Source organism: Parabacteroides sp., assembly GCF_977054455.1.
In genome coordinates this window covers 85,672-106,175 of sequence record NZ_CDRTCT010000013.1, presented here as the reverse complement: position 1 = coordinate 106,175, position 20,504 = coordinate 85,672, and the positions used below count along the sequence as shown (strand labels likewise).

The window sequence follows — 20,504 nt, the reverse complement described above, 5'->3', positions numbered from 1 at the left end:
TCACTTTATCTCATCTTTAACGTCACAATCGTTATAACCGCCAGGATGATACCGATCAACCAGAACCGGACCACGATCTTCGATTCGGGCACCACGTTAAAAGGTTTCTGTATCAACGCCTGTATTCCCGCATTGCCGGGCTTCTGGAAATGATGATGAAGGGGAGCCATCTTGAAGATGCGCCGTCCCTCACCGTATTTCTTCTTCGTATATTTGAAATAGAACGTCTGCATAAGGACGGAGAGATTCTCTACCAGGAAGATGCCGCACAGGATCGGGATCAACAATTCCTTCCGGATAATGATCGCGAACACGGCGATGATACCGCCTAACGTCAAGCTCCCCGTATCCCCCATAAACACTTGTGCCGGATAAGCGTTGTACCACAGGAATCCGACCGTCGCCCCGATAAAGGCAGACGCAAACACCACCAATTCTTCCGCCCCCGGAATGAACATGATATTCAGGAAGGAGGCAAACTCGAAGTGCGACGACATATACGCAAGTATTCCGAGCGCCACCCCGATAATCGCCGAGCTTCCCGCCGCCAAGCCGTCCAGGCCGTCCGTCAGGTTCGCCCCGTTCGACACGGCCGTCACCACGAAGATCACCATCAGGACGAAGACCAGCCAGGCTGCCTCTTCCTTGTATTCGCCTGCCCAGTTGACCAACTGCGCATAATCGAAATTGTTGTTCTTCACAAACGGGATCGTCGTCTTGGTCGACTTCTTTTCAACCGCATGGTAGCGGACTTCCTCGATCACATTGTCATGCCGGACTTCCATATTCTCCTTGATCACCACATCCGGGCTCATAAAGAGTACCAGGCCGACGATCAGCCCCAGACCGATCTGTCCGATAATCTTGAACTTGCCGTGCATGCCTTCCTTGTTCTTCCGGAACACCTTGATATAGTCGTCGGCAAATCCCAACGCCCCCAACCAGATGGTCGTCACCAGCATCAGGATCACATAGATATTGGTCAGCTTCGCACAGAGCAAGGTCGGCACCACGATCGCAATGATAATGATGATACCTCCCATCGTCGGCGTCCCTTTCTTACTCATCTGCCCTTCCAGGCCGAGGTTACGCACCGTCTCGCCGATCTGCAACATTTGCAGCTTGTCGATGATACGGCGTCCGATAGCCGTCGAGATGAACAAGGACAGGATCAATGCCAGGGCGGAACGGAATGATACATACTTGAACATGCCGGCACCCGGAAAATCGAGCTGATCCAAATAATTAAACAAATAATACAACATATAAAACTTCGTTTTTTAATTGGCAATTGAGAATGGACAATTAATTGCCGATTATCCATTGCCGGAGTTGTTCCCGGTCGTCAAAATGATGCTTTACGCCTTTTACTTCCTGATAATCTTCATGGCCTTTGCCGGCAACCAGGATCACGTCGCCTTTCCAGGCCAGCATGGTGGCCGTTTTGATCGCCTGCGCACGGTCCGTAATGCAAAGCGTATGCTCCATATCGGCAGCGTTCAGACCGGCAACCATATCTTTGATGATCTCATCCGGCTCCTCGAAACGGGGATTGTCGGAGGTAAGGATCAGCTGGTCGCTCAACTTGGCTGCTTCCTTCGCCATGATCGGGCGCTTCCCCTTGTCGCGGTTGCCGCCACAGCCTACGACCGTGATCACACGGCCGTTGCCGTCCAGCACCTCACGGATGCTGCCCAGCACGTTCGTCAATGCGTCAGGCGTATGGGCATAGTCCACGATTGCCGTATAGCCTTTCGGAGACCGGATCGTCTGGAAGCGACCGGAAACCGGATGCAGATCGCTCAACACCACCAACACTTCTTCCGGATCTTTGCCTAACGAGACAGCCGCTCCATACACGGCCAACAGGTTATAGGCATTGAAACGACCGACAAAGCGCGTCATCACCTCACGCCCGTTAACCAGCATTTCGGTTCCTTCGAAATGGGATTCCAATATCTTTCCTTTGAAATCGGCCAACGTGCGAAGCGAATAGGTCAGCTTCTCGGCAGCCGTGTTCTGCAACATGACGAGGCCGGCTTTATCGTCCGCATTCGTAAGTGCAAAAGCCGAAGCGGGCAGGTCGTCGAAGAACTTCTTCTTGGCTTTCAGGTAATTCTCGACCGTCTTATGATAATCCAAATGGTCGCGCGTCAGATTGGTAAAGATGCCTCCGTTGAACGACAGGCCGCTGATACGCTTCTGGTCGATCGAATGCGAGCTGACCTCCATAAAGGCATATTCGCAACCGGCGTCCACCATCCGTGCCATCAGGGCATGAAGGGTGACAGGGTCAGGCGTCGTATGGTCGGTCGGAATCGCTTCGCCGTCGATATAGTTGCAGACCGTAGAGAGCAGCCCTACCTTATGCCCCATCTTCCGGAACATCTCGTACAGGAGCGTCGCGATCGTTGTCTTTCCGTTTGTCCCGGTCACTCCCACCAGTATCAGGTTGTCCGAAGGATTCTCATACCAGGCAGAGAGCGATTTGCCTAAGGCATCCGCAGAATCTTTTACCCGGATAAACACCGGTTTGCCTTCGGATGTCCGTATGTTTTCATCCGAACAGGCAGGTATTTCCTCGCAGACGATTGCGGCGGCACCTTTCCCGATCGCGCTCCGGATATAAGCGTGACCATCTACGGCCGTACCCCGAACCGCCACAAACAAAAAGCCTTTTTCCACTTTACGGGAATCAGACTGAATGCCGGAGATCTCCACATCGGTGTTTCCGACGACCTCAAGCACATCCAACGGATGAATAAGTTCTTTTAGTTCCATAGCCTATTTTAATGTTAATGAAACGGTTTGTCCTTTCGAAACCCGTGAACCGGGAGATATGGATTGAGAAGAGACACGCCCCCTGCCATTCAACGAAGCCTGCAATCCGGCGCTTTCCAACAGGTAAACGGCGTCTTTCGCTCCCATGCCGACCACATTCGGCACGCATCCTTCGCGGATCGGGATATCTTTCAGTTTCACATCTTCCCTGCCGTCTTCACGCTTAGCCGTCACCCATCCGGTTTCGATGCTGTCGTTATCGGCCTCTATATCGAGTTTGTTCAAAACATATTCCAGCGCCCCCCGTTCACCGGCTTTCGGCTGCGGCAACGTTACGGCCAGCGAGTCTTTCTCCATATCGCGGATATCGAAAGACATGTGGCTGGCATATACCTTCTCGGCTATCGCCTTCACTACGCCGCCTGACATCGTACCCCCCGAAGGATAGCCGTTGCGCGGCTGGCGGATCACGACGATGCAGGAATATTTCGGTTCGTCGGCAGGGAAATAGCCGCAAAAGGCAACCTGGTGGCCTGCCTGGCGGTAGACACCTCCCGAAGCGATCTGGGCCGTACCGGTCTTACCGGCAATACGGACAAAGTCGGAATGGACGGCTTTGCCTGTTCCTTTTTCCACTACGCCCAGCAACATATCCTTTATCATATCCAGCGTACGTTCCGAACAAATGGATTCCCGGACTACCTCGGTAGAGAAGCTCTGCACGGTCTTGCCGTTGTGCATGATTTCCTTCGTAAAGATCGGACGCACCATCTTGCCGTTGTTGGCAATCGCATTATAGAAAGCAAGCGTATAGATCGGCGGGATCTGGGTCTCATACCCGAAAGACATCCACGGCAGGGCCGTCTTCGACCAGTAGCGCACGGTGTCGTCCGGCCGGCGGATTTTGGCACGGCCGGCTCCGGGGATTTCCAGATGCAGGTCTTCGTTCAGGCCAAGACGGTACAGCCCTTCCACATATTTAGTCGGATTCTTTTCATACCCTTTCAGGATCGTCTTGGCAACCCCGATATTGGAAGAATACCAAATAGCCTGTTCCACCGAGATACGGCCGTAACCGCCTTTGTTATTATTATGGTCCGTCATACGGGCCCCTTTATACATATAGATACCGTTGCCGACATCGACCGTATCGCCGGGTTGGCAGACACCGTCTTCAAGCGCCACCATGATGGAAGCGACTTTGAAGGTCGAGCCGGGTTCCGTTTCGTCCGCCACGGCATGGTTCGTATCCTCGCCGTAAACGCCTTCACGGATACGTCCCATGTTGGTAATGGCTTTCACCTCGCCAGTCGCGACTTCCATGACGACAGCCGTACCCGATGCGGCATCGATCTTTTTCAGCATGTCGAGCAACGACTTCTCGGCAATGTCCTGGATATTGATGTCGATCGTCGTGCGGATATCCATTCCCTCCACCGGATCGATCTCTACGACATTCGTCCATCCTCCACCGAGACGGCGTACGGAATTCAGGCCGGCTACACCGTGAAGCAAAGTATCGTATTGCAATTCCAGGCCGTTCTTTCCCTTGGTCAGCCCGGTCTTCGGATCGATATCGCGGAACGTGTCGCCGATCGTACGGGAAGCCAATGTTCCGAACGGCTTCTGCCGTTCCACCATTTCCCGCGTGTAGAAGCCGCTCTTGAACCTCCCCAAACGGAAGAACGGGAATTTCTTTATTTCCTTCAAGTCGGAATAGGAAACTTTACCGCTGCAAACGGGGAACTGGCGGCTTTTCTTCTTCAATCCATTCAGCAGGTAATTCTTATATCCGGCAGGTGTCCTGTCTTTCAATTTGCGGGAAAGGTAAAAAGAAAGGGAATCGATCCCGTTATGTCTACTTTTCAGAAGCGTATCCAGACTGTTCCACTTCTTGGTCGGATGGGTATAACAGTCTGCGTTGAAATCGATATACAGATAAAAGCAAGGCACACTGGTCGCCATCAGCTTGCCGTCGGAAGAATAGATATTCCCACGGCTGGGATAGATCAGGCGGTTCGGACGCTTCTGGCTCTCGGCCACCTTCATCCAGGTCTCCCTTTCCACAAAAGCCGTATCGCAGGCACGCACCAAGATGCCTATTGCCACCAATCCGAGCAACAGCACGATAAAGAAGTAACAGAATAAAATCCGGTTACTCTTAGGAGCTTGTTCTTTTGATTCGATCTCTTCAGCCATCTCTACTTATACAATTCATAGGGCGGGTTCTTTGCCGCTTCCAATTCTATACCCTGTTCTTCTATCAGCAGTTCGATCTGCGACTGACGGCTGTTGCCTGTCAGTTCCGAAGAAATGGACAGTGCCTCGAACCGCACATCGCGCAATTGCTGTTGCAGGCGGTCGATTTCACGCAATCGCTGCATACAGACATATCGGTTACCGATAAATATGAATATCAGCATGACAACAAGCACGATCATCTTCGTATGCCTGACAATGAAATCCTCCTTCAGGATTCCACCACCCAATATATACAGAAAAGAAAAACGATTCTCCTTCTTCTTTTTCTTCTGTTTCGTTTCCACTGCCATAATTGTCAATCGTCAATTGTCAATTGTCCATTATTCAATTCCGCAATCCTTAATTTTGCACTCCGGGAACGGGGATTCCGTTCGATCTCCTCGTCCGACGGGACAATCACCTTATTGTTCACCAGACGAAACGGGGACTTGATATTCCCAAAAAAGTCCTGCTCCGTCTTCCCCTCAAAGTTTCCTGTCTTGAGGAAGTTCTTCACCAACCGGTCTTCCAAGGAATGGTAGGTGATGACAACCAGACGACCACCGGGTTTCAGCACTTGCAGCGTTTGTTGCAACATCTCGCGCAAGGCACGCATCTCATCATTCACCTCGATGCGCAATGCCTGAAATACCTGGGCCAGGAATTTCTTCTCCTTGTCTTTTCCCGTAAAGGGCTTTATCACTTCCAGAAAGTCGGCGATCGTCTCTATCTTCTTTGTTTCCCGGCTACGCACCAACACGGAAGCCAGTTTGCGTGCCACCTTCAATTCGCCGTAAAGATAGAACAGGTCGGCCAGCTGTTCTTCCGTATAGGTGTTGACGATATCCGCAGCAGTTTGTCCTGCCCGGGTATTCATTCTCATATCCAACGCCCCGTCGAAACGGAAAGAAAATCCGCGATCCTTATCATCAAAATGATGGGAAGAAACGCCTAAGTCTGCCAACAGCCCATCCACCTCGCCCGCTACACCATGATAGCGCATGAAGTTATATAAGTAACGAAAATTACTGCGGACAAATACAAAGCGAGAATCTGCCGGAATGTTTTTCTCAGCATCGGCATCCTGGTCAAAGCCATACAGTTCTCCTTCGTTATCCAGCCGGCTCAAGATTTCACGCGAATGTCCTCCTCCGCCGAAGGTGACATCGACATACACCCCGGAAGGTTGAATGTCCAGTCCTTCCAAACTTTCATGAAGCATTACCGGTACATGATAACAGACTTCTTTTTCTTCCATTTCTTCGCTACTTCATGTTAAACTTTTCCTTAAAATAAGGGCCTGTAGTTGGTTGATTAGCACACACATCCCCCTATCGGAGGGTAAAAGTACACATTTCCTAATTTAACCGCCAAGAAATATAAGAGAAAAGTAATAAAAAGTTTTCAACAGGTCGGAAAATTAGTTATATTATGGCGGTCTTAACCCCTGTCAGAATCGTGTATTTGGACGATTGTGCAGGATCGTTTTCAAATATCGCATTCTCCGGAAGATAAACCGCCCCGATTCTTCTTCAAATCCCTCCCATCCTCCCCCTCACATATATGCACAAAAAGCCTCTCCGATATTTCTACCGGAAAGGCTTGTTTGTTTTCTGCCCTCTTTTCTCACGAGAAGAGGAGCAGTTGATTTATTTAATTATAAATGCATCGAATTATTTAACGATAGCTTTTACAGCTTCTTCGCCTTCAACAGCTACAACAACTACACCCTGAGGAGCAGCGATTACAGCGTCGCTTGAAGTGATAACTGTGTTAGCAACTGTCTGGCCTAAGATGTTAGTGATAACAACTTTCTTGCCTTCAGCGTTAGCAATTCTTACAGCACCTTCCTGAGCGATAACGGCTACTTCAGATGTTGCGATTGCTTCGTTGTCTGTTGCCAGATCATCTTTAGAACCGTTTTCAATGTTAAAGATCAGAGCATTGTCACCACCAGTCTTCGTGTTGTCGAATTCTGACGTAGCTTTGTCTGACAATACCAGACAGCCATTCTGGCTCTTCAACCATGCGCCATATTCAGGAGCGATGTCTTTATCACCCGTTTTCTTTGCAGATTCAATCAAGAAACGACGATCTTCTTCTCTCAAGTTAGCAGCCTTTTCAGGATCTACAAAACGGAATGACCAAGTATAGTTGTGATGAGCATCTGTACGTTCAGCCTTCAAGTCAATGATATTGAATTCAATCTTAGCAGCTTTGTAAGCGGCCTTGATCTTAGCAGTATCCAAATCAGCCAAAGCCAACTTTTCAAATCCATTAGTCAGGATATACAAGCTATCACCCATACGTAATCCATCAACGAAACCTACGCGAGTATATTCACCAAACTTATACAGTTTATCAGCATCTGCAGCAGGACGGCTTACAGAGTCAGCGAAGCTAACCAGATACTGTGCTTTCATATAACCCGGTTTGCCAGCTTCTGCATGTGAGCAATGGTATGCATCCAAAGGATTACCATCAGCATCTACACCATGATTATGATCTAACGGACACGGTGTAGCAGGTACAGCCGGTTGAATTTCCGGATTCAGATAGATAAAGTACTGCGGTTTGATATAACCAGCTTTTGTTGAGTTCAAGATAGCTGTATCAACATAGAATGACAAACCTGTTGCTTTGTCAGCTCTTTCAATACCCAGATAATCTACATCTGCATTCTGGAATTTAGGATTGTTTTCATCCATCAAGTATTCGCCACGATAGTATTCTTTGAATTTCAGGATCTTCGTAGAATCTTCCTGACCTGCAACAGCATTTTCCAATGATGTGTTGAAACGACGATACAAAGGAACATCGTCAACTTTGATTGCAAATGCAGAAGTTGTAGCGTTTGCCAACGGCTGAGCTTGCATATAAGCACTTACACCAGCATCAGATACACTAAACTTGATAGTATCAATTTTATTAGAAGACTTAACTGCTTTTACAATTGCATAATAGTGGTTACTATCATATTCGTTATTTTCTTTAAAATAAACACTATCATGTTGTGCTTTACCCAAAACAATCCGGTCTTCAGCACCAATACCAACAGTATCAGCCTTTATAGCCATCATATATTGAGTTCTTACCAACGCTGCAATACCTTTAAAGGCATCACCTGCAGGAACCGAAGGACCATATGAATTATCTTTATTTCTTTCAACAATAGTGAAAGCAGTATAATCATCTTTGATTGCATAAAGAACAGAATCTTTGTCTTTTGCATTACCTCTTGTAATCCAACTGTTCTTTTCGAACTTATGCAGATAATTAAACTTGTACTGAGCAATCGTCAAACTGTCTGCATCAAACTTCTTATAACCCAGATATTTATCTTTCAAAATTGTAGAGTCCTTGATCTGTTGGAAATCAACAGCAGTCCCAGCATCAACAGTCAAAGTACCAACACTAAACGCATCAGCAACAATCTTACCATCTTTTTCACGTAACTGCACAGGATTTACAGTTATGCCGAATTCACGGTTTGTCAACTTTAACGGAGAAGTCCCCTTCAAAGATTCACTATTTTGAGTTTTTTCTACAAACCATTGATATGCAGGCATATGTTTAGGTTCTTGAGAATCAAGGGTTACCCATTCATAAGCTGTACCATTTTTATGGATCGGAGAAGCCAATACCTGACCCTTAGCGTTGTAAATGACATACAAACCGTTGTCAGCAGACTTTTTGTCGCTTGCAACCGGAGTACAACCACCCCAACCAAAAGAGATATGAGTATTCTGATTCAAAGAGTCAATAGTCAAAATACGAGGAGTATCATCACCAGAGACTAAAGTCTGCAATGAAACACGTGCATTTGCGAAATGAGTTGTATCACTTGCAAAATCTTTTGCCATTGCTGCTTTACCTGCTGTATGGAATGTAGCTTGGTTTACATAAATATTCAAGCTATCAACAGAAGGTCTATAAGTGAATAAGAACTGATACTGAGCCTTTAATTCTGATTTATTCAATGAATCCTGAGGAGTGCCATTTACAGCATATTTACGATTAGTCTTATCCAGCTTAGACCATTTATAAGCCAAGAACTTAGCATTACTTTCGTCATTATTTGTATAAGCTGTATCAACTTTCAAATAAGAAGAGTCACTTCTCATTACATATACATATTTCAATGTATCAGAAGAAGCCGCTGCCGATCTCGTTGTCACTTGTTCCGTAACAAAAGACTTCGTATTAAACGGATTTTCTAAATTTGTCTTGTTGATATCACGATCAAAATTCAATTTAACACCATGATCTTCTTTTTCATAAGTACCAAAGATTGTGTTAATTTCTTTTGCACTCAAGATAATTTCAGCAGCTTTACGCAAAGTAAAAGGCTTAAACTCTTTATTTGTTTTATCCATAGCTTTAGAAGCAGCTTCTTTTACCAAGAATACACCACCAGCCTCAGAAGCAGAACCTGCTTCTCTAACTGCTAAACCAACAACAGAGTCAGTAGAAAAATAAGAATACAGATAGTTATTCTGTGATAATGTTTCTTTATAGTTACCAGCAAAAGCCCATCCGGCAATATCGCCACCAACTTTCACAGAATCCGAAGTATTAACAAGAGCTACACTACCAGGAGCAGCCATAATACCATCACCCATTGTGATATCTAAACGCTGACCTGTTCCTTTATTAACAAAGTTCCACTTATAAGTAGAACCTTGTAAAGCAGGATCAGCAACAGACACGCACCACAAAGTGTTAGCCAAGCTATCAGAACTTAAAGGAGCTGGGACCATCAACAGTTTACCTTCTGTAGTCATATACAAAACACTATCCGCAGTAGTTGCAGCAGCATCATTATTAGACAACTGATACAGACCGTTATCAGCATAGGCGCCATTTTTGGTCTGCAATTTGTCTACTACAGTAGACCCCTGCAAAGCCACATGGGTAAACTGCGCATTAACTGATACCGCTCCCATCAAAAGCGCAGCACCAGCTACAAGAGTAGAAAACTTTTTGTTCATAATCAAAAATTTAATATTAATACTAAAGTGTAATAAGTTCAATCAAATAACATGTACGCTTCTAATACTTTATAATCAATCAATACTGCGTACGAATTTCTTTTGGCAAAAATACGCATAACTTTTAAACCGACAATCCTTTTCCTTAATATTTTTTCCTTTTCTATATTCTTTCTTATCAACAACATAAGCTATCTCGTACGAAAACGCATATTTACAAGACGAACTCTGATATTTATAGACGAACGACTTCCCTGCCCTACAGATTAAAAACAATGTACGTGCGTACATTATATATAAACCAAATCGATTTCTACACGACATAGATGGAAGTATCGCTTTACTCTTCTTATTTTGCAAGCCGACAAAACAAGATTTGTATATCCCAATTATTTAATCGTTCAGTTTTTCTTAAAATATCCTCTAAATACCCCTTAGTTATTTTATGTAATTAGGGTTACACTGTTTGAGGGACTCTAAAGATCAGCATGTTGCTGTGAACCCTGTGAATACAAGATAAAAAAGGCGAGATATGTTGATAAGTTTGGCTGATCGTAAACCGGCTTCACGGGGTTCACAACAAAATATTGATCATTAGGCGTTGGCACCCGTAAAACCGATGATTCGATTTTGAAAATAAATTTGTTTTTGCCTTTCCTATACATAATATTTTCCTATATTTGTCCGCGAAGTATCAATAGTTCAACTAAAACATTTAATTATGGACAAATTTATCAATCCCTTCTCTGATTACGGCTGGAAAAAGATTTTCGGCAGTGAAGTAAGCAAAGATCTTATCATCAGTTTCCTCAATGAAGTCATCCAACAGGAAGTCATCATTGACATCACGTTCCGCAATGTCGAGATGCTCGGTTTGAAGCAGGACCAACGACGTGCCGTTTTCGATATCTTCTGCGAGAATGAAAAGGGGGAAGTCTTTATTGTCGAGATGCAGAAGAGCCGCCAGAAGTACTTCTCCGACAGGGTGTTATACTATGCCTCGTTCGCCATCCAGCAACAATCCATGATCGTAAAGGAAAGGCTCGAAAAGGAGCCGGACGAAATAGTCCGCAAACGCTGGAACTATCAGATCAGCAAGGTATATGTCGTGTGCATCCTGAACTACGTGATGGATCCGTCCCGTCCGGATAAATACCGCTGGGATGTCGTGCGCATGGACCGGGAATTGAAAGTTCCTTTCAGCGAGACGCTCAACGAAATCTATATCGAAATGCCGAAATTTGTATTACCTTTGTCGGAGTGTGATACACTTTACAAGAAGTGGTTATATGTCTTAAACAACATCGAGATCATGGAACGATTACCGAAAGAACTGAACAATCAGATATTCCGCAAGCTGAAGAGCATCGTGGAGGTAGAGCGTATGACCCCTGACCAACGCCTGGAATACGAACTGAGCCTTTCCGTCGAGCGCGACCTCTCCGCCGCCCTCGATACCAGCTTCGAAGACGGGATGGAAAAAGGCAAAATAGAAGGCAAAGCTGTGGGTAAAGCGGAAGAGCAACGTCTTATCGCTGCCAATTTTAAAAAACAGGGAATCAATATCGAGACGATTGCACAGTGTACCGGTTTGTCGGTGAAAGAAATTAACGAGTTATAACCGATCAGTGTTTATCAGTAGAGTCAGCCGGGACGTTATGTATTCAAACACTCCGGCTGATTTTGATTTACTTCTTACCAAATGTGAACCGGATGTACCATAATATTTTTGTAATATCTTATCTTCCAAAGGTTATCGGGTGAGCCACTTCTTCCCCAGGTAGTGGACGGGATACCAAGCGGCAAGGAAGCCGATGGAAAGAACAGTTATTAAGACAATAACGATGTCGCCGGCTTCGACACGGACCGGATAGGCATCAATGATAAAGGAACCGGCCGCCTGGCCTAACTTGATAATGCCCAATTCCTGTTGCAACAGACAAAGGACCAAGCCGATAACAATACCGATCAAAGCACCGAGCCCGGAAATCATCCACCCCTCGAAGAGAAAGATACGACGGATCAGACGGTCGTCCGCACCCATATTCCGCAACGTTCGGACATCCTCTTTCTTTTCTATCATCAGCATGGAGAGCGAACCGATCACATTAAACAGAGCCAGGATCAGAATGAAACACAAGATCAGAAAGATCATCCATTTCTCCCCCTGCATCATCCGGAAAGAGGCTTCCTGCTGTTCATAGCGGTCCTTGACCGAAAAGTTATCGCCCAAGAGCGATTTTATACGGCTCTTGACCGAATTGATATCCGCTTCGGGAACCAATGACAACTCTATCGCCGAGACTTCCTTCTCATAACTGAACAAAGAACGGACCACCGGCAAAGGCAGCAGGATGAAGTTCTCGTCATACATCTGCTGGTTAGTGGCATAAACGCCGCCCACAAAAGCATATTCCAAATTCAAGGAGGCGACAGGGTTGGCGAGATTGACTTTCTCGTTCCTTTTGGGAGCATAAATTTCCAGGGGATCGGCATAATTAGGGCGCACGCCCAAAGAGAAAGCCGTCCCGACACCCAGGGTGGCATAATTGGCCACTTCATCGGACAGGACAAAGGTATCCTCCCGGCTATCGACTAAAATGCTGTCTATCCGCGTCAGCCGCCCGAAAGTATCGTCTACGCCTTTCACCGTAGCGGTAATCTGCCGATCCCGATAACGGACTTGCGCATTGTCCTGAAGCACCTCGCAAAACAAGGCGACCTCCGGCAGCTCCTTCACTTCCCGGACAGCCGGAAGAGACGGGTCGAAAACCTTTCCATGCACAGGCTGAATCTTCAACTCCGGATCGAAGTTGCCGAGCATCGAAGAAACCAGCCCGACAAACCCGTTCAATACGGACAACGCACATACCAAGGCCATTGTAGCGACCACCACCCCGCAGACAGATACCATCGAAATGATATTGATGGCATTGTGGGATTTCTTCGAAAAAAGGTAACGCCGGGCTATATAAAACGGGAAGTTCAACGCGATAGTCTTTTACTTTTTCAACAGATTATCAATATTTTCGATATAGTCCAGGGAATCGTCGATAAAGAAAGTCAGTTCGGGGATCTTACGGACCTGCTTCCGGATGCGCTGTCCGAGGTCAAAGCGGATCGCTTTCGTATTCGCCCGGATATTCTCAAGCATTTCTTTCGACTTGTCGGACGGGAAGATACTCAGGTAAGCACGTGCCACACTCAAATCAGGGCTTACGCGTACCACGCTGACAGAGATCAGGACACCATGCATGGCCTGTGTCTGTTTCTGAAAGATATCACTCAACTCCTTTTGCAGGAGACGTTCTATTTTACTAAGTCTTGTACTTTCCATAATTTCTTGCTTTTTTTATTTTTTCCAGATCATTGTAAGGCCGTCACGCAAAGGTAAGATAACTTTTTCAATACGCGGGTCTTCTTTGATTTTATCATTAAAACTAAGAATACCGAGCGTTTGTTTATCCGTAGGATGTTCTTCCACCACATGACCGTCCCATAAGGTGTTGTCGGCAAGGATCAAGCCGCCAGGACGCACCATCGGGAAGACAAGGTCGAAATATTCCGGATACAGCCGCTTGTCGGCATCGATAAAAACAAGGTCGAAAGTATCATCCAACGTCGGGATGATTTCGAGTGCATCGCCGAAATGAACCCGTATCTTATCCTGATGGGACGACTGTCTCAGATATTTCATGATGAAGTCCTCCATCTCGTCGTTGATCTCAAGCGTATGGATCAAAGCGCCCTCTTCCAGCCCTTCCGCCATACAGAGCGTCGCATACCCCGTATAAGTACCGATCTCAAGCACGCGACGGGGACGAAGCATCCGGCAGAACATCTTCAATATCCGCCCTTGCAGATGCCCCGACAACATACGCGGACGAAGCAGGTTCACATTCGCATCCCGGTTCAGGGCCGAGAGCAGTGCACCCTCTTCGTCGCTATGGGAAAGGATATATTCGTCTATTGTCATCTTTACGATCCATGATTCATGATCTATGATCTATGATTTGCCTGCTGGGAGATAAATCATAAATCACAAACCATACATCTTTGTTTATTCCTTAAACGTCGGTAACTGATAATTATTTCCGGCGTCCAGCACCTTCCCTACATTGTTAATCTCAAGGAAGCTCGTACCGCCGCCTTCACCGAAGCTGCCGCTCAGGTAAGCCACCATGTCGTTACGGGTGATACGTCCGCTCTTGATCAGTTCGTTCAGCGCATCGTAGAAATAGCCGCGACGACTGTCGTTATAAGGCTGGTGAACAGCCCATACGCCGTAAGAAAGAGACAGCATACGCATGACACGGGGATTGTAGCAGATCGAGAACACGGTGGAAGTACCGCGAAACGCAGCCAGGTAACGTGCCGTACGTCCGGTATAGCTATCTGTAATAATGGCTTTCACATGCAGTTTGGAGGACGACTTTACAGCCTGTTTTGCCAGGAAAGATGTCACATCCAGATCGTTCCCTTCGATAGGGACGCGGATATCATTGGCTGAGAGCTTCGTCTTTTCCGCTTCGCGGGCTACCTTCGTCATCGTCTGGACAGCTTCTACCGGATATTTGCCGTAGGCCGTTTCACCGCTCAACATCAGGGCATCCGTACGGTAATAAATGGCATTGGCGATATCCGTCACTTCGGCACGCGTAGGACGCGGGTTGTTGATCATGGAGTGGAGCATCTGGGTGGCCACGATAACCGGCTTTTTCACTTCCACACACTTACGGATCAACGTACGCTGGATACCCGGGATCTTTTCCGCCGGCACTTCGATGCCCAGGTCACCACGGGCAATCATGACGCCGTAAGCGACTTCGAGAATCTCATCCACATTATCGACACCTTCCTGGTTTTCTATCTTGGCGATGATCTTGATCGGGCTGTTATGTTCATCCAGAATACGTTGGATATCCATCACATCCTGCTTGTTACGAACAAATGAGTGAGCAATGAAATCCAAATCGTTTTCGATCGCCCACAGGATATTTTTACGGTCTTTCTCTGTCAGGGAAGGCAGGTTGATACGCACACCCGGCACGTTCACGCTCTTACGACTGCCCAAAGTAGCATCGTTTTCGACCTCACAAACCAGATAATCCTCCTTCTTACCTATCACTTTCAATTCCAGATCTCCGTCATCGATCAGGATATCGCTACCGATAGCCAGGTCATTGGCGAAATTCCGGTATGAGACATAAATACAATCATGCGTGGTTTCGCCTTCCGGGTTTCCCATGATCCTAACCGTTTCCCCGGTTTTGAACCCGATAGGAGCCTGCGCAGTAGTCGTGCGCACTTCGGGGCCTTTGGTATCCATCAGAATACCGATGCGATCGGAAACTGCACGGACATTATTCACGACTCTGGTCAAACCTTCTTCTGCCATGTGAGCCGTATTGAGGCGCACGACATTCATTCCGGCCTTGTACAACGCGTCGACAAATTCGACCTCGCAACGCTGGTCAGAAACAGTAGCAACAATCTTCGTATGCTTTAACATATAACCCTTTTTTAAATTGACAATTGACAATTGACAATTGACAATTTAAAAAACAGCCAATCCTCAACTCCAAGAGCCAAACCTTTATTAAACATCTTTTTACCTAAACAAATTTCTTCCTAATCGTCAATTGTCAATTGAAGCACCGCTTCCACCGCCAACCGGTACGAATCCAGCCCGAATCCCAAGATCACTCCTTTGCAAGCGGCGGAAATCATGGACACGTGACGGAAAGATTCACGGGCATGCACGTTTGAGATATGTACCTCCACAACCGGAGTCGTTACAGCTTTTATCGCATCGTGGAGAGCAATGGACGTATGCGTATAAGCGCCTGCATTCATAATAATCCCGTCGTAATCGAAGCCGACCTCATGGATCTTGTTGATCATCTCGCCTTCCACATTACTCTGAAAATAAGCAATTTCACATTGCGGATACTTGGCACGCAATTCACCCAGATGGCCTTCAAACGAAGCATTTCCGTACACTGTCGGTTCGCGTTTGCCTAACAGATTAAGATTGGGGCCGTTAATAATCTGAATCTTCTTCATTTTGCCGTAATTTATTACCTTTGTCCTGTCTTTTACGGACAGGAAATATCTGGCAAAGATAGTAAAAACTTATGAATTATGAAGTATGATTCCGCCTTCGTTCCCGCCTGCCGGAAGTTTCATCGGCATGAAACTTTTGTTTCCCGCCAGTGAAACTAAAGTTTCCCCGGATGAAACTTTAGTTTCGTCCAAAGGGAACTGCTGAAACTAAAGTTTCAGCTCCGGAAGCCTCGTGAAACTTTTTCCAAAGCCCTCACGAACACCTTCCGCCAATCATACATCATAAATCTAAAATCATAAATCATAAATCAAAACATGCACCAAGAGAATGACAAAATAGAACGGTATAAAATTTATCTCCGTTTAGAGAAAGCGCTCTCAGCCAACTCTATCGACGCTTACCTGACAGATCTCGACAAACTGACAAACTTTGTCGAAAGTGAAGGCAAGAAGTATACAGATGTCACGTATGACGACCTGCAACAGTTTGTTGCCCGTTTACGTGATATCGGCATCCATCCACGTTCGCAGGCAAGGATCATTTCAGGGATCAAATCTTTCTATCGATTCCTGTTCTTAGACGACTATATAACAACTGATCCGACCGAATTGTTAGAATCGCCCAAAATCGGTTTGAAACTCCCTGAAGTTCTTACTGTCAACGAGATAAACAGCATCCTGGACACGATCGACCTGACATTGCCGGAGGGGCAACGGAACCGGGCGATGCTCGAAGTCTTGTATAGCTGCGGACTGCGCGTGTCGGAGTTGGTTTCGCTACGCTTCACGGATGTTTATTTCGACGAAGGATTTATCAAGGTGGAAGGAAAGGGAAGCAAGCAGCGCCTGGTCCCCATCTCGGAAACGGCCATCAAGGAGATCAGGAACTACCTCTATGACCGCAACCATGTCGCGGTGAAAAAGGGATTTGAAGATATCCTGTTCCTGAGCCGGAGGGGAACGGCCTTGTCACGGATCATGGTATTCCATATCATCAAGCAGCAGACGGAAATGGCAGGCATTAAAAAGAACGTAAGCCCGCATACGTTCCGCCATTCCTTCGCCACCCATCTGTTGGAAGGTGGCGCCAACCTGCTCGCTATCCAGGAGATGTTAGGACATGAGAAGATCACCACCACCGAAATCTATACACATATCGACCGCCAGTTCCTACGAAAGGAGATACTGGAACATCATCCACGAAGCAAGCCGCGGGATTAGAGCAGCCGTTCCATGCGTTCGATCAGTTCTTCTCCCAAAGCCCTTTTGACAACAATATGTTCTTTGACTGCCGTGACGAACGGATTGCTCTCGAATGCTCCGCGCACGCCTTCGAAATCTTCCAGTTTCTCCTTATCCGAACCGTCCACGCCGAAACCGGTCATGAAGGTAAGGGAGAACTCTTTCTTCGCATCTTTATAAAGCAGGTTGTCCAGACCGATCACCGAGTCCTGCCAACGGCGGACAAGATCGATGACTTGCGCTGCCGATATGGACAACAGGTTCACACCGTAATATTCTTCCAGCATATCGTACGCCCATGTCCATTCCATATCATAATAATTGGAGTGCATGGCTGCAAAGAACTCTTCTATCGCCTTGAGCGAAGTGATCTCGCCTTCCTCGATCTTCTCAATCAACCCGTCCAATTCTTCACGAGGAAGGAGCAGCCCGGAGAGATCCAGCCATTCCCCGTGACCGGCGGGAGAGGTCGGTTTCAACTGCGCCCGGACTTCATCCATAGAACGGAAATCCGTTCCCTCCAAGCGTTTGATCAGGGAGTTTCCCAGGAATTTATTGATCGCCATGCCATAGAGGTCGAGGGCCGTACGCAAAGAGGAACCCTTGATACGGGTATTTTGGTAATAATAGACTTCGGATGTCTCGCCCACCAACTCCTGCAAGTTCTTCAGGATTCCGACAGCCTTCATCATCTTGTAGATGGTATACGGGCTCAGCAGGTTGTAGTTGATCATATCCAGTCGTTCCGGGTCGGTTCGCTTATCCCGCTTCGGCCATTTCTGTGCGTCACGGATCGTACCGACGCTACGCAGGTTCACACCGGGAACCAGGTAAGTCTCATCGTCTTTCTCTATCAGATAGGAGAAAGGCATATCCGATGTATCGCTATGATGGTGATGACGTCCCATTACCAGAGAGAAAGCCCCGACACGTGCAGGCCACAAGATATAGGAGTCACTGGTCGTCTTGGAACCTCGCTCCACAATTCCCTGGTGGATGGGACCTAACTTATACATATGGTTACTCTGGTTCGAGCCGCTTCCGGCGTTCAGGAACGAATACATGCCGGCTATCAGCAGGCTGCTCTTATGCATCGACACCGTAAAAGGCCCTGCAAAGATGGCACAAGCTTCCCCGTTTTCAAAAGCGCAGTTGCTGAACAGAAGCGAATCGTGCGCAGAGAAGTTATGCGTCACATGGCACGCCTGCCCGATAAAGCAACGGATAATCTTGGCGGCATCGGCCACCACAGCTCCCGAAGAGATGATAAAGTCCTCTGCGATCACGCTGTCGCCGATGTACACCGGGGCATTCTCATTGCTATTGACCGTACCGTTATCGAGACGGGTACAGTTTTCGACCGTCGCATAATCGGCAATCACTGTATTGCGTACAGTCCCCGTATTGATTATTCTCACATGGTTGCCGATAAAACCATAGCTGCCGGTCTGCAAATCGGCAAAGCCGGCAATCATAGCCTGCAAACGCAGTATTAAGGCCGGCCGATGGCGATACAAAGCAATGAGATAGGCCAATGATGCGGACAAGCCGTTATAAATGGGCACTTCACGGCCTCCCGTCTCATTCAGGACGGACACTTCGACATTGTTCCCGAAAGAGGATCTTCCTTCCACATACATTACATTCACGTTCTGTATGAAGCAATCATCGCCTATGAAATAATTAGAGATATAGTTATGCACATTTTCGATCAACGTATTATCGCCGATCTCGCAATTATGCAAAGTCGCATTCCGGATGCCACTATGTTTCTTCACTCCTCCCGGAAGAGTAAACTCCTTTTCAAAAAGGCCCAATGCCACATTCCCTGAAAAATGAACGTTACAAACGTGTTCGGCATAAAAAGGAGTGGCGACCTTTACGTTTTCCCAATTATCCGCAGTACAACCATTTATCTCCAAATCTACAATTTCCTCCGGTTGCAGATGCCTTAAATATCCTTCACTCATTCTTCATCATATTGTTGGAAAAGAAAATCATTATAAGGGAAACGGGTAATATGAATCTGTTTCACCCGCTCGTACAGCAAGGCTTTGAGCGCATCGATGTTCGTCCGTTCCTTGGCCGAGATAAAGATGCAATTATCCTGCATCTTGTTCATCCAGGTACGTTTCAGTTCGTCGAGGTCGATATTCTCACGCGTACGCGGAGTCAGGTCATCTTCATCTTTCGGGACAAAAGTGAAAGCATCGATCTTATTGAATACCATAATCATCGGTTTCTCCGTCTTGTCGATTTCCGATAAGGTGCGGTTTACCACCTCGATCTGTTCCTCAAACGTCGGATGAGAGATATCGACGACATGCACCAACAAGTCCGCCTCACGCACCTCATCCAAAGTCGACTTGAAGGATTCGACCAGCTCGGTCGGCAACTTGCGGATAAAGCCGACCGTATCGGACAGCAGGAAAGGCAGGTTGTCGACAATCACCTTGCGGACGGTCGTGTCGAGCGTCGCAAACAGTTTGTTCTCGGCAAACACTTCGCTTTTACTAAGCTGGTTCATCAATGTGGACTTTCCGACATTGGTATAACCGACCAGGGCCACGCGAACCATCTTTCCGCGGTTCTTCCGTTGCACGCTTTTCTGCTTATCGATTTCGACCAGGTCCCGTTTCAACTTGGAGATCTTATCCAGGATGATACGCTTATCCGTTTCCAACTGCGTCTCACCCGGACCGCGCATACCGACACCGCCACGCTGACGCTCCAAGTGTGTCCACAAACGGGTCAGGCGGGGCAACATATATTTATATTGAGCCAGTTCCACCTGCGTCTTCGCATGGGCAGTCTGTGCACGCCGGGCGAAGATATCCAGAATCAGATTCGTCCGGTCCAGAATCTTCACCTGCAACTCTTTCTCGATATTACGCAATTGCTTGGCGGAAAGTTCGTCATCGAATATCACCAACCCGATCTCATTTTCCACCACATATTCCTTTATCTCCTGCAACTTGCCGGAACCGACAAAGGTCACGGAGTTCGGATAATCCAGTTTCTGATAAAAACGCTTCACAGCTTCGACACCTGCCGTATCGGCCAGGAAAGCCAATTCATCCAGGTATTCCTTCACTTTCTGTTCATTCTGTTCGGGAGTAATCAGCCCTACGAGAACAGCTTTTTCTGTCTGTGCTTCAGATATAATAAATTCTTTCATACGGC

At 47.0% G+C, this 20,504-nt stretch carries 15 protein-coding genes; 2 read left to right on the top strand and 13 right to left on the bottom strand.

Annotation, left to right across the window (positions count from 1 at the left end):
- Window positions 1-5: 5 nt before the first annotated feature.
- The 6 genes from mraY to ACW6QF_RS08315 all read right to left on the bottom strand — a co-directional run bounded on the left by mraY (window position 6) and on the right by ACW6QF_RS08315 (window position 10,013).
- The gene (gene mraY / locus ACW6QF_RS08340) at window positions 6-1,265 is read right to left on the bottom strand and encodes a phospho-N-acetylmuramoyl-pentapeptide-transferase (RefSeq protein WP_456087458.1); all 1,260 of its coding nucleotides are present in this window, start codon (window positions 1,263-1,265) and stop codon (window positions 6-8) included.
- Between the two features lie 40 nt (window positions 1,266-1,305).
- Window positions 1,306-2,781, bottom strand: a complete 1,476-nt coding sequence (locus ACW6QF_RS08335; protein ID WP_456087457.1) for a UDP-N-acetylmuramoyl-L-alanyl-D-glutamate--2,6-diaminopimelate ligase — start codon at window positions 2,779-2,781, stop codon at window positions 1,306-1,308.
- Between the two features lie 3 nt (window positions 2,782-2,784).
- The gene (locus ACW6QF_RS08330) at window positions 2,785-4,980 is read right to left on the bottom strand and encodes a penicillin-binding protein (RefSeq protein WP_456087456.1); all 2,196 of its coding nucleotides are present in this window, start codon (window positions 4,978-4,980) and stop codon (window positions 2,785-2,787) included.
- Window positions 4,981-4,982: 2 nt separating this feature from the next.
- A complete protein-coding gene (locus ACW6QF_RS08325; RefSeq protein ID WP_298552087.1) occupies window positions 4,983-5,333 on the bottom strand; it encodes an FtsL-like putative cell division protein in 351 nt (116 codons plus the stop codon).
- Between the two features lie 5 nt (window positions 5,334-5,338).
- On the bottom strand, window positions 5,339-6,280 hold the full coding sequence (rsmH, locus tag ACW6QF_RS08320; RefSeq protein ID WP_298552085.1) for a 16S rRNA (cytosine(1402)-N(4))-methyltransferase RsmH: 942 nt from the start codon (window positions 6,278-6,280) through the stop codon (window positions 5,339-5,341).
- A 415-nt stretch (window positions 6,281-6,695) separates the two neighbouring features.
- On the bottom strand, window positions 6,696-10,013 hold the full coding sequence (locus ACW6QF_RS08315; RefSeq protein ID WP_456087455.1) for a DUF6383 domain-containing protein: 3,318 nt from the start codon (window positions 10,011-10,013) through the stop codon (window positions 6,696-6,698).
- Between the two features lie 721 nt (window positions 10,014-10,734).
- On the opposite strand from ACW6QF_RS08315, the gene ACW6QF_RS08310 reads away from it, so the two are divergent.
- Window positions 10,735-11,634: an Rpn family recombination-promoting nuclease/putative transposase gene (locus tag ACW6QF_RS08310; RefSeq protein WP_456087454.1), complete on the top strand. Its 900-nt coding sequence runs from the start codon at window positions 10,735-10,737 to the stop codon at window positions 11,632-11,634.
- Between the two features lie 132 nt (window positions 11,635-11,766).
- Here the strand turns inward: ACW6QF_RS08310 and ACW6QF_RS08305 are convergent, their stop codons facing one another.
- The 5 genes from ACW6QF_RS08305 to aroQ form a co-directional block, all read right to left on the bottom strand.
- On the bottom strand, window positions 11,767-13,002 hold the full coding sequence (locus tag ACW6QF_RS08305; protein ID WP_456087453.1) for an FtsX-like permease family protein: 1,236 nt from the start codon (window positions 13,000-13,002) through the stop codon (window positions 11,767-11,769).
- 12 nt (window positions 13,003-13,014) lie between these two features.
- A complete protein-coding gene (gene rbfA, locus ACW6QF_RS08300; RefSeq protein ID WP_298552174.1) occupies window positions 13,015-13,350 on the bottom strand; it encodes a 30S ribosome-binding factor RbfA in 336 nt (111 codons plus the stop codon).
- A 15-nt stretch (window positions 13,351-13,365) separates the two neighbouring features.
- Window positions 13,366-13,989 (bottom strand): O-methyltransferase, encoded by a 624-nt coding sequence (locus ACW6QF_RS08295; protein WP_456087452.1) that lies wholly within the window; start codon window positions 13,987-13,989, stop codon window positions 13,366-13,368.
- Window positions 13,990-14,073: 84 nt separating this feature from the next.
- Complete coding sequence (pyk, locus tag ACW6QF_RS08290; RefSeq protein ID WP_456087451.1) at window positions 14,074-15,525, bottom strand: pyruvate kinase; 1,452 nt, start codon at window positions 15,523-15,525, stop codon at window positions 14,074-14,076.
- Between the two features lie 119 nt (window positions 15,526-15,644).
- Window positions 15,645-16,079, bottom strand: coding sequence for a type II 3-dehydroquinate dehydratase (aroQ, locus tag ACW6QF_RS08285; RefSeq protein ID WP_456087450.1), 435 nt, complete (start codon window positions 16,077-16,079; stop codon window positions 15,645-15,647).
- 315 nt (window positions 16,080-16,394) lie between these two features.
- Here aroQ and xerD point away from each other — a divergent pair, with 315 nt between their 5' ends.
- Window positions 16,395-17,300, top strand: coding sequence for a site-specific tyrosine recombinase XerD (gene xerD / locus ACW6QF_RS08280; RefSeq protein WP_298552165.1), 906 nt, complete (start codon window positions 16,395-16,397; stop codon window positions 17,298-17,300).
- Here xerD and ACW6QF_RS08275 read toward each other — a convergent pair.
- Window positions 17,297-19,291: a DUF4954 family protein gene (locus ACW6QF_RS08275; protein ID WP_456087449.1), complete on the bottom strand. Its 1,995-nt coding sequence runs from the start codon at window positions 19,289-19,291 to the stop codon at window positions 17,297-17,299. The two genes, xerD and ACW6QF_RS08275, sit on opposite strands and share 4 nt — an antisense overlap.
- The gene (gene hflX / locus ACW6QF_RS08270; RefSeq protein ID WP_186929603.1) at window positions 19,288-20,499 is read right to left on the bottom strand and encodes a GTPase HflX; all 1,212 of its coding nucleotides are present in this window, start codon (window positions 20,497-20,499) and stop codon (window positions 19,288-19,290) included. The genes ACW6QF_RS08275 and hflX overlap by 4 nt, the downstream gene beginning before the upstream one ends.
- Window positions 20,500-20,504 lie beyond the last annotated feature (5 nt).

Bases quoted from the DNA above. Each gene is read 5' to 3' on its own strand.
- ACW6QF_RS08310 (WP_456087454.1), top strand. From the start codon at position 10,735: ATGGACAAATTTATCAATCCCTTCTCTGATTACGGCTGGAAAAAGATT.
- ACW6QF_RS08315 (WP_456087455.1), bottom strand. From the start codon at position 10,013: ATGAACAAAAAGTTTTCTACTCTTGTAGCTGGTGCTGCGCTTTTGATG.
- aroQ (WP_456087450.1), bottom strand. From the start codon at position 16,079: ATGAAGAAGATTCAGATTATTAACGGCCCCAATCTTAATCTGTTAGGC.
- pyk (WP_456087451.1), bottom strand. From the start codon at position 15,525: ATGTTAAAGCATACGAAGATTGTTGCTACTGTTTCTGACCAGCGTTGC.
- ACW6QF_RS08335 (WP_456087457.1), bottom strand. From the start codon at position 2,781: ATGGAACTAAAAGAACTTATTCATCCGTTGGATGTGCTTGAGGTCGTC.
- rsmH (WP_298552085.1), bottom strand. From the start codon at position 6,280: ATGGAAGAAAAAGAAGTCTGTTATCATGTACCGGTAATGCTTCATGAA.
- mraY (WP_456087458.1), bottom strand. From the start codon at position 1,265: ATGTTGTATTATTTGTTTAATTATTTGGATCAGCTCGATTTTCCGGGT.
- rbfA (WP_298552174.1), bottom strand. From the start codon at position 13,350: ATGGAAAGTACAAGACTTAGTAAAATAGAACGTCTCCTGCAAAAGGAG.
- ACW6QF_RS08275 (WP_456087449.1), bottom strand. From the start codon at position 19,291: ATGAGTGAAGGATATTTAAGGCATCTGCAACCGGAGGAAATTGTAGAT.
- ACW6QF_RS08330 (WP_456087456.1), bottom strand. From the start codon at position 4,980: ATGGCTGAAGAGATCGAATCAAAAGAACAAGCTCCTAAGAGTAACCGG.
- xerD (WP_298552165.1), top strand. From the start codon at position 16,395: ATGCACCAAGAGAATGACAAAATAGAACGGTATAAAATTTATCTCCGT.
- ACW6QF_RS08325 (WP_298552087.1), bottom strand. From the start codon at position 5,333: ATGGCAGTGGAAACGAAACAGAAGAAAAAGAAGAAGGAGAATCGTTTT.
- hflX (WP_186929603.1), bottom strand. From the start codon at position 20,499: ATGAAAGAATTTATTATATCTGAAGCACAGACAGAAAAAGCTGTTCTC.
- ACW6QF_RS08295 (WP_456087452.1), bottom strand. From the start codon at position 13,989: ATGACAATAGACGAATATATCCTTTCCCATAGCGACGAAGAGGGTGCA.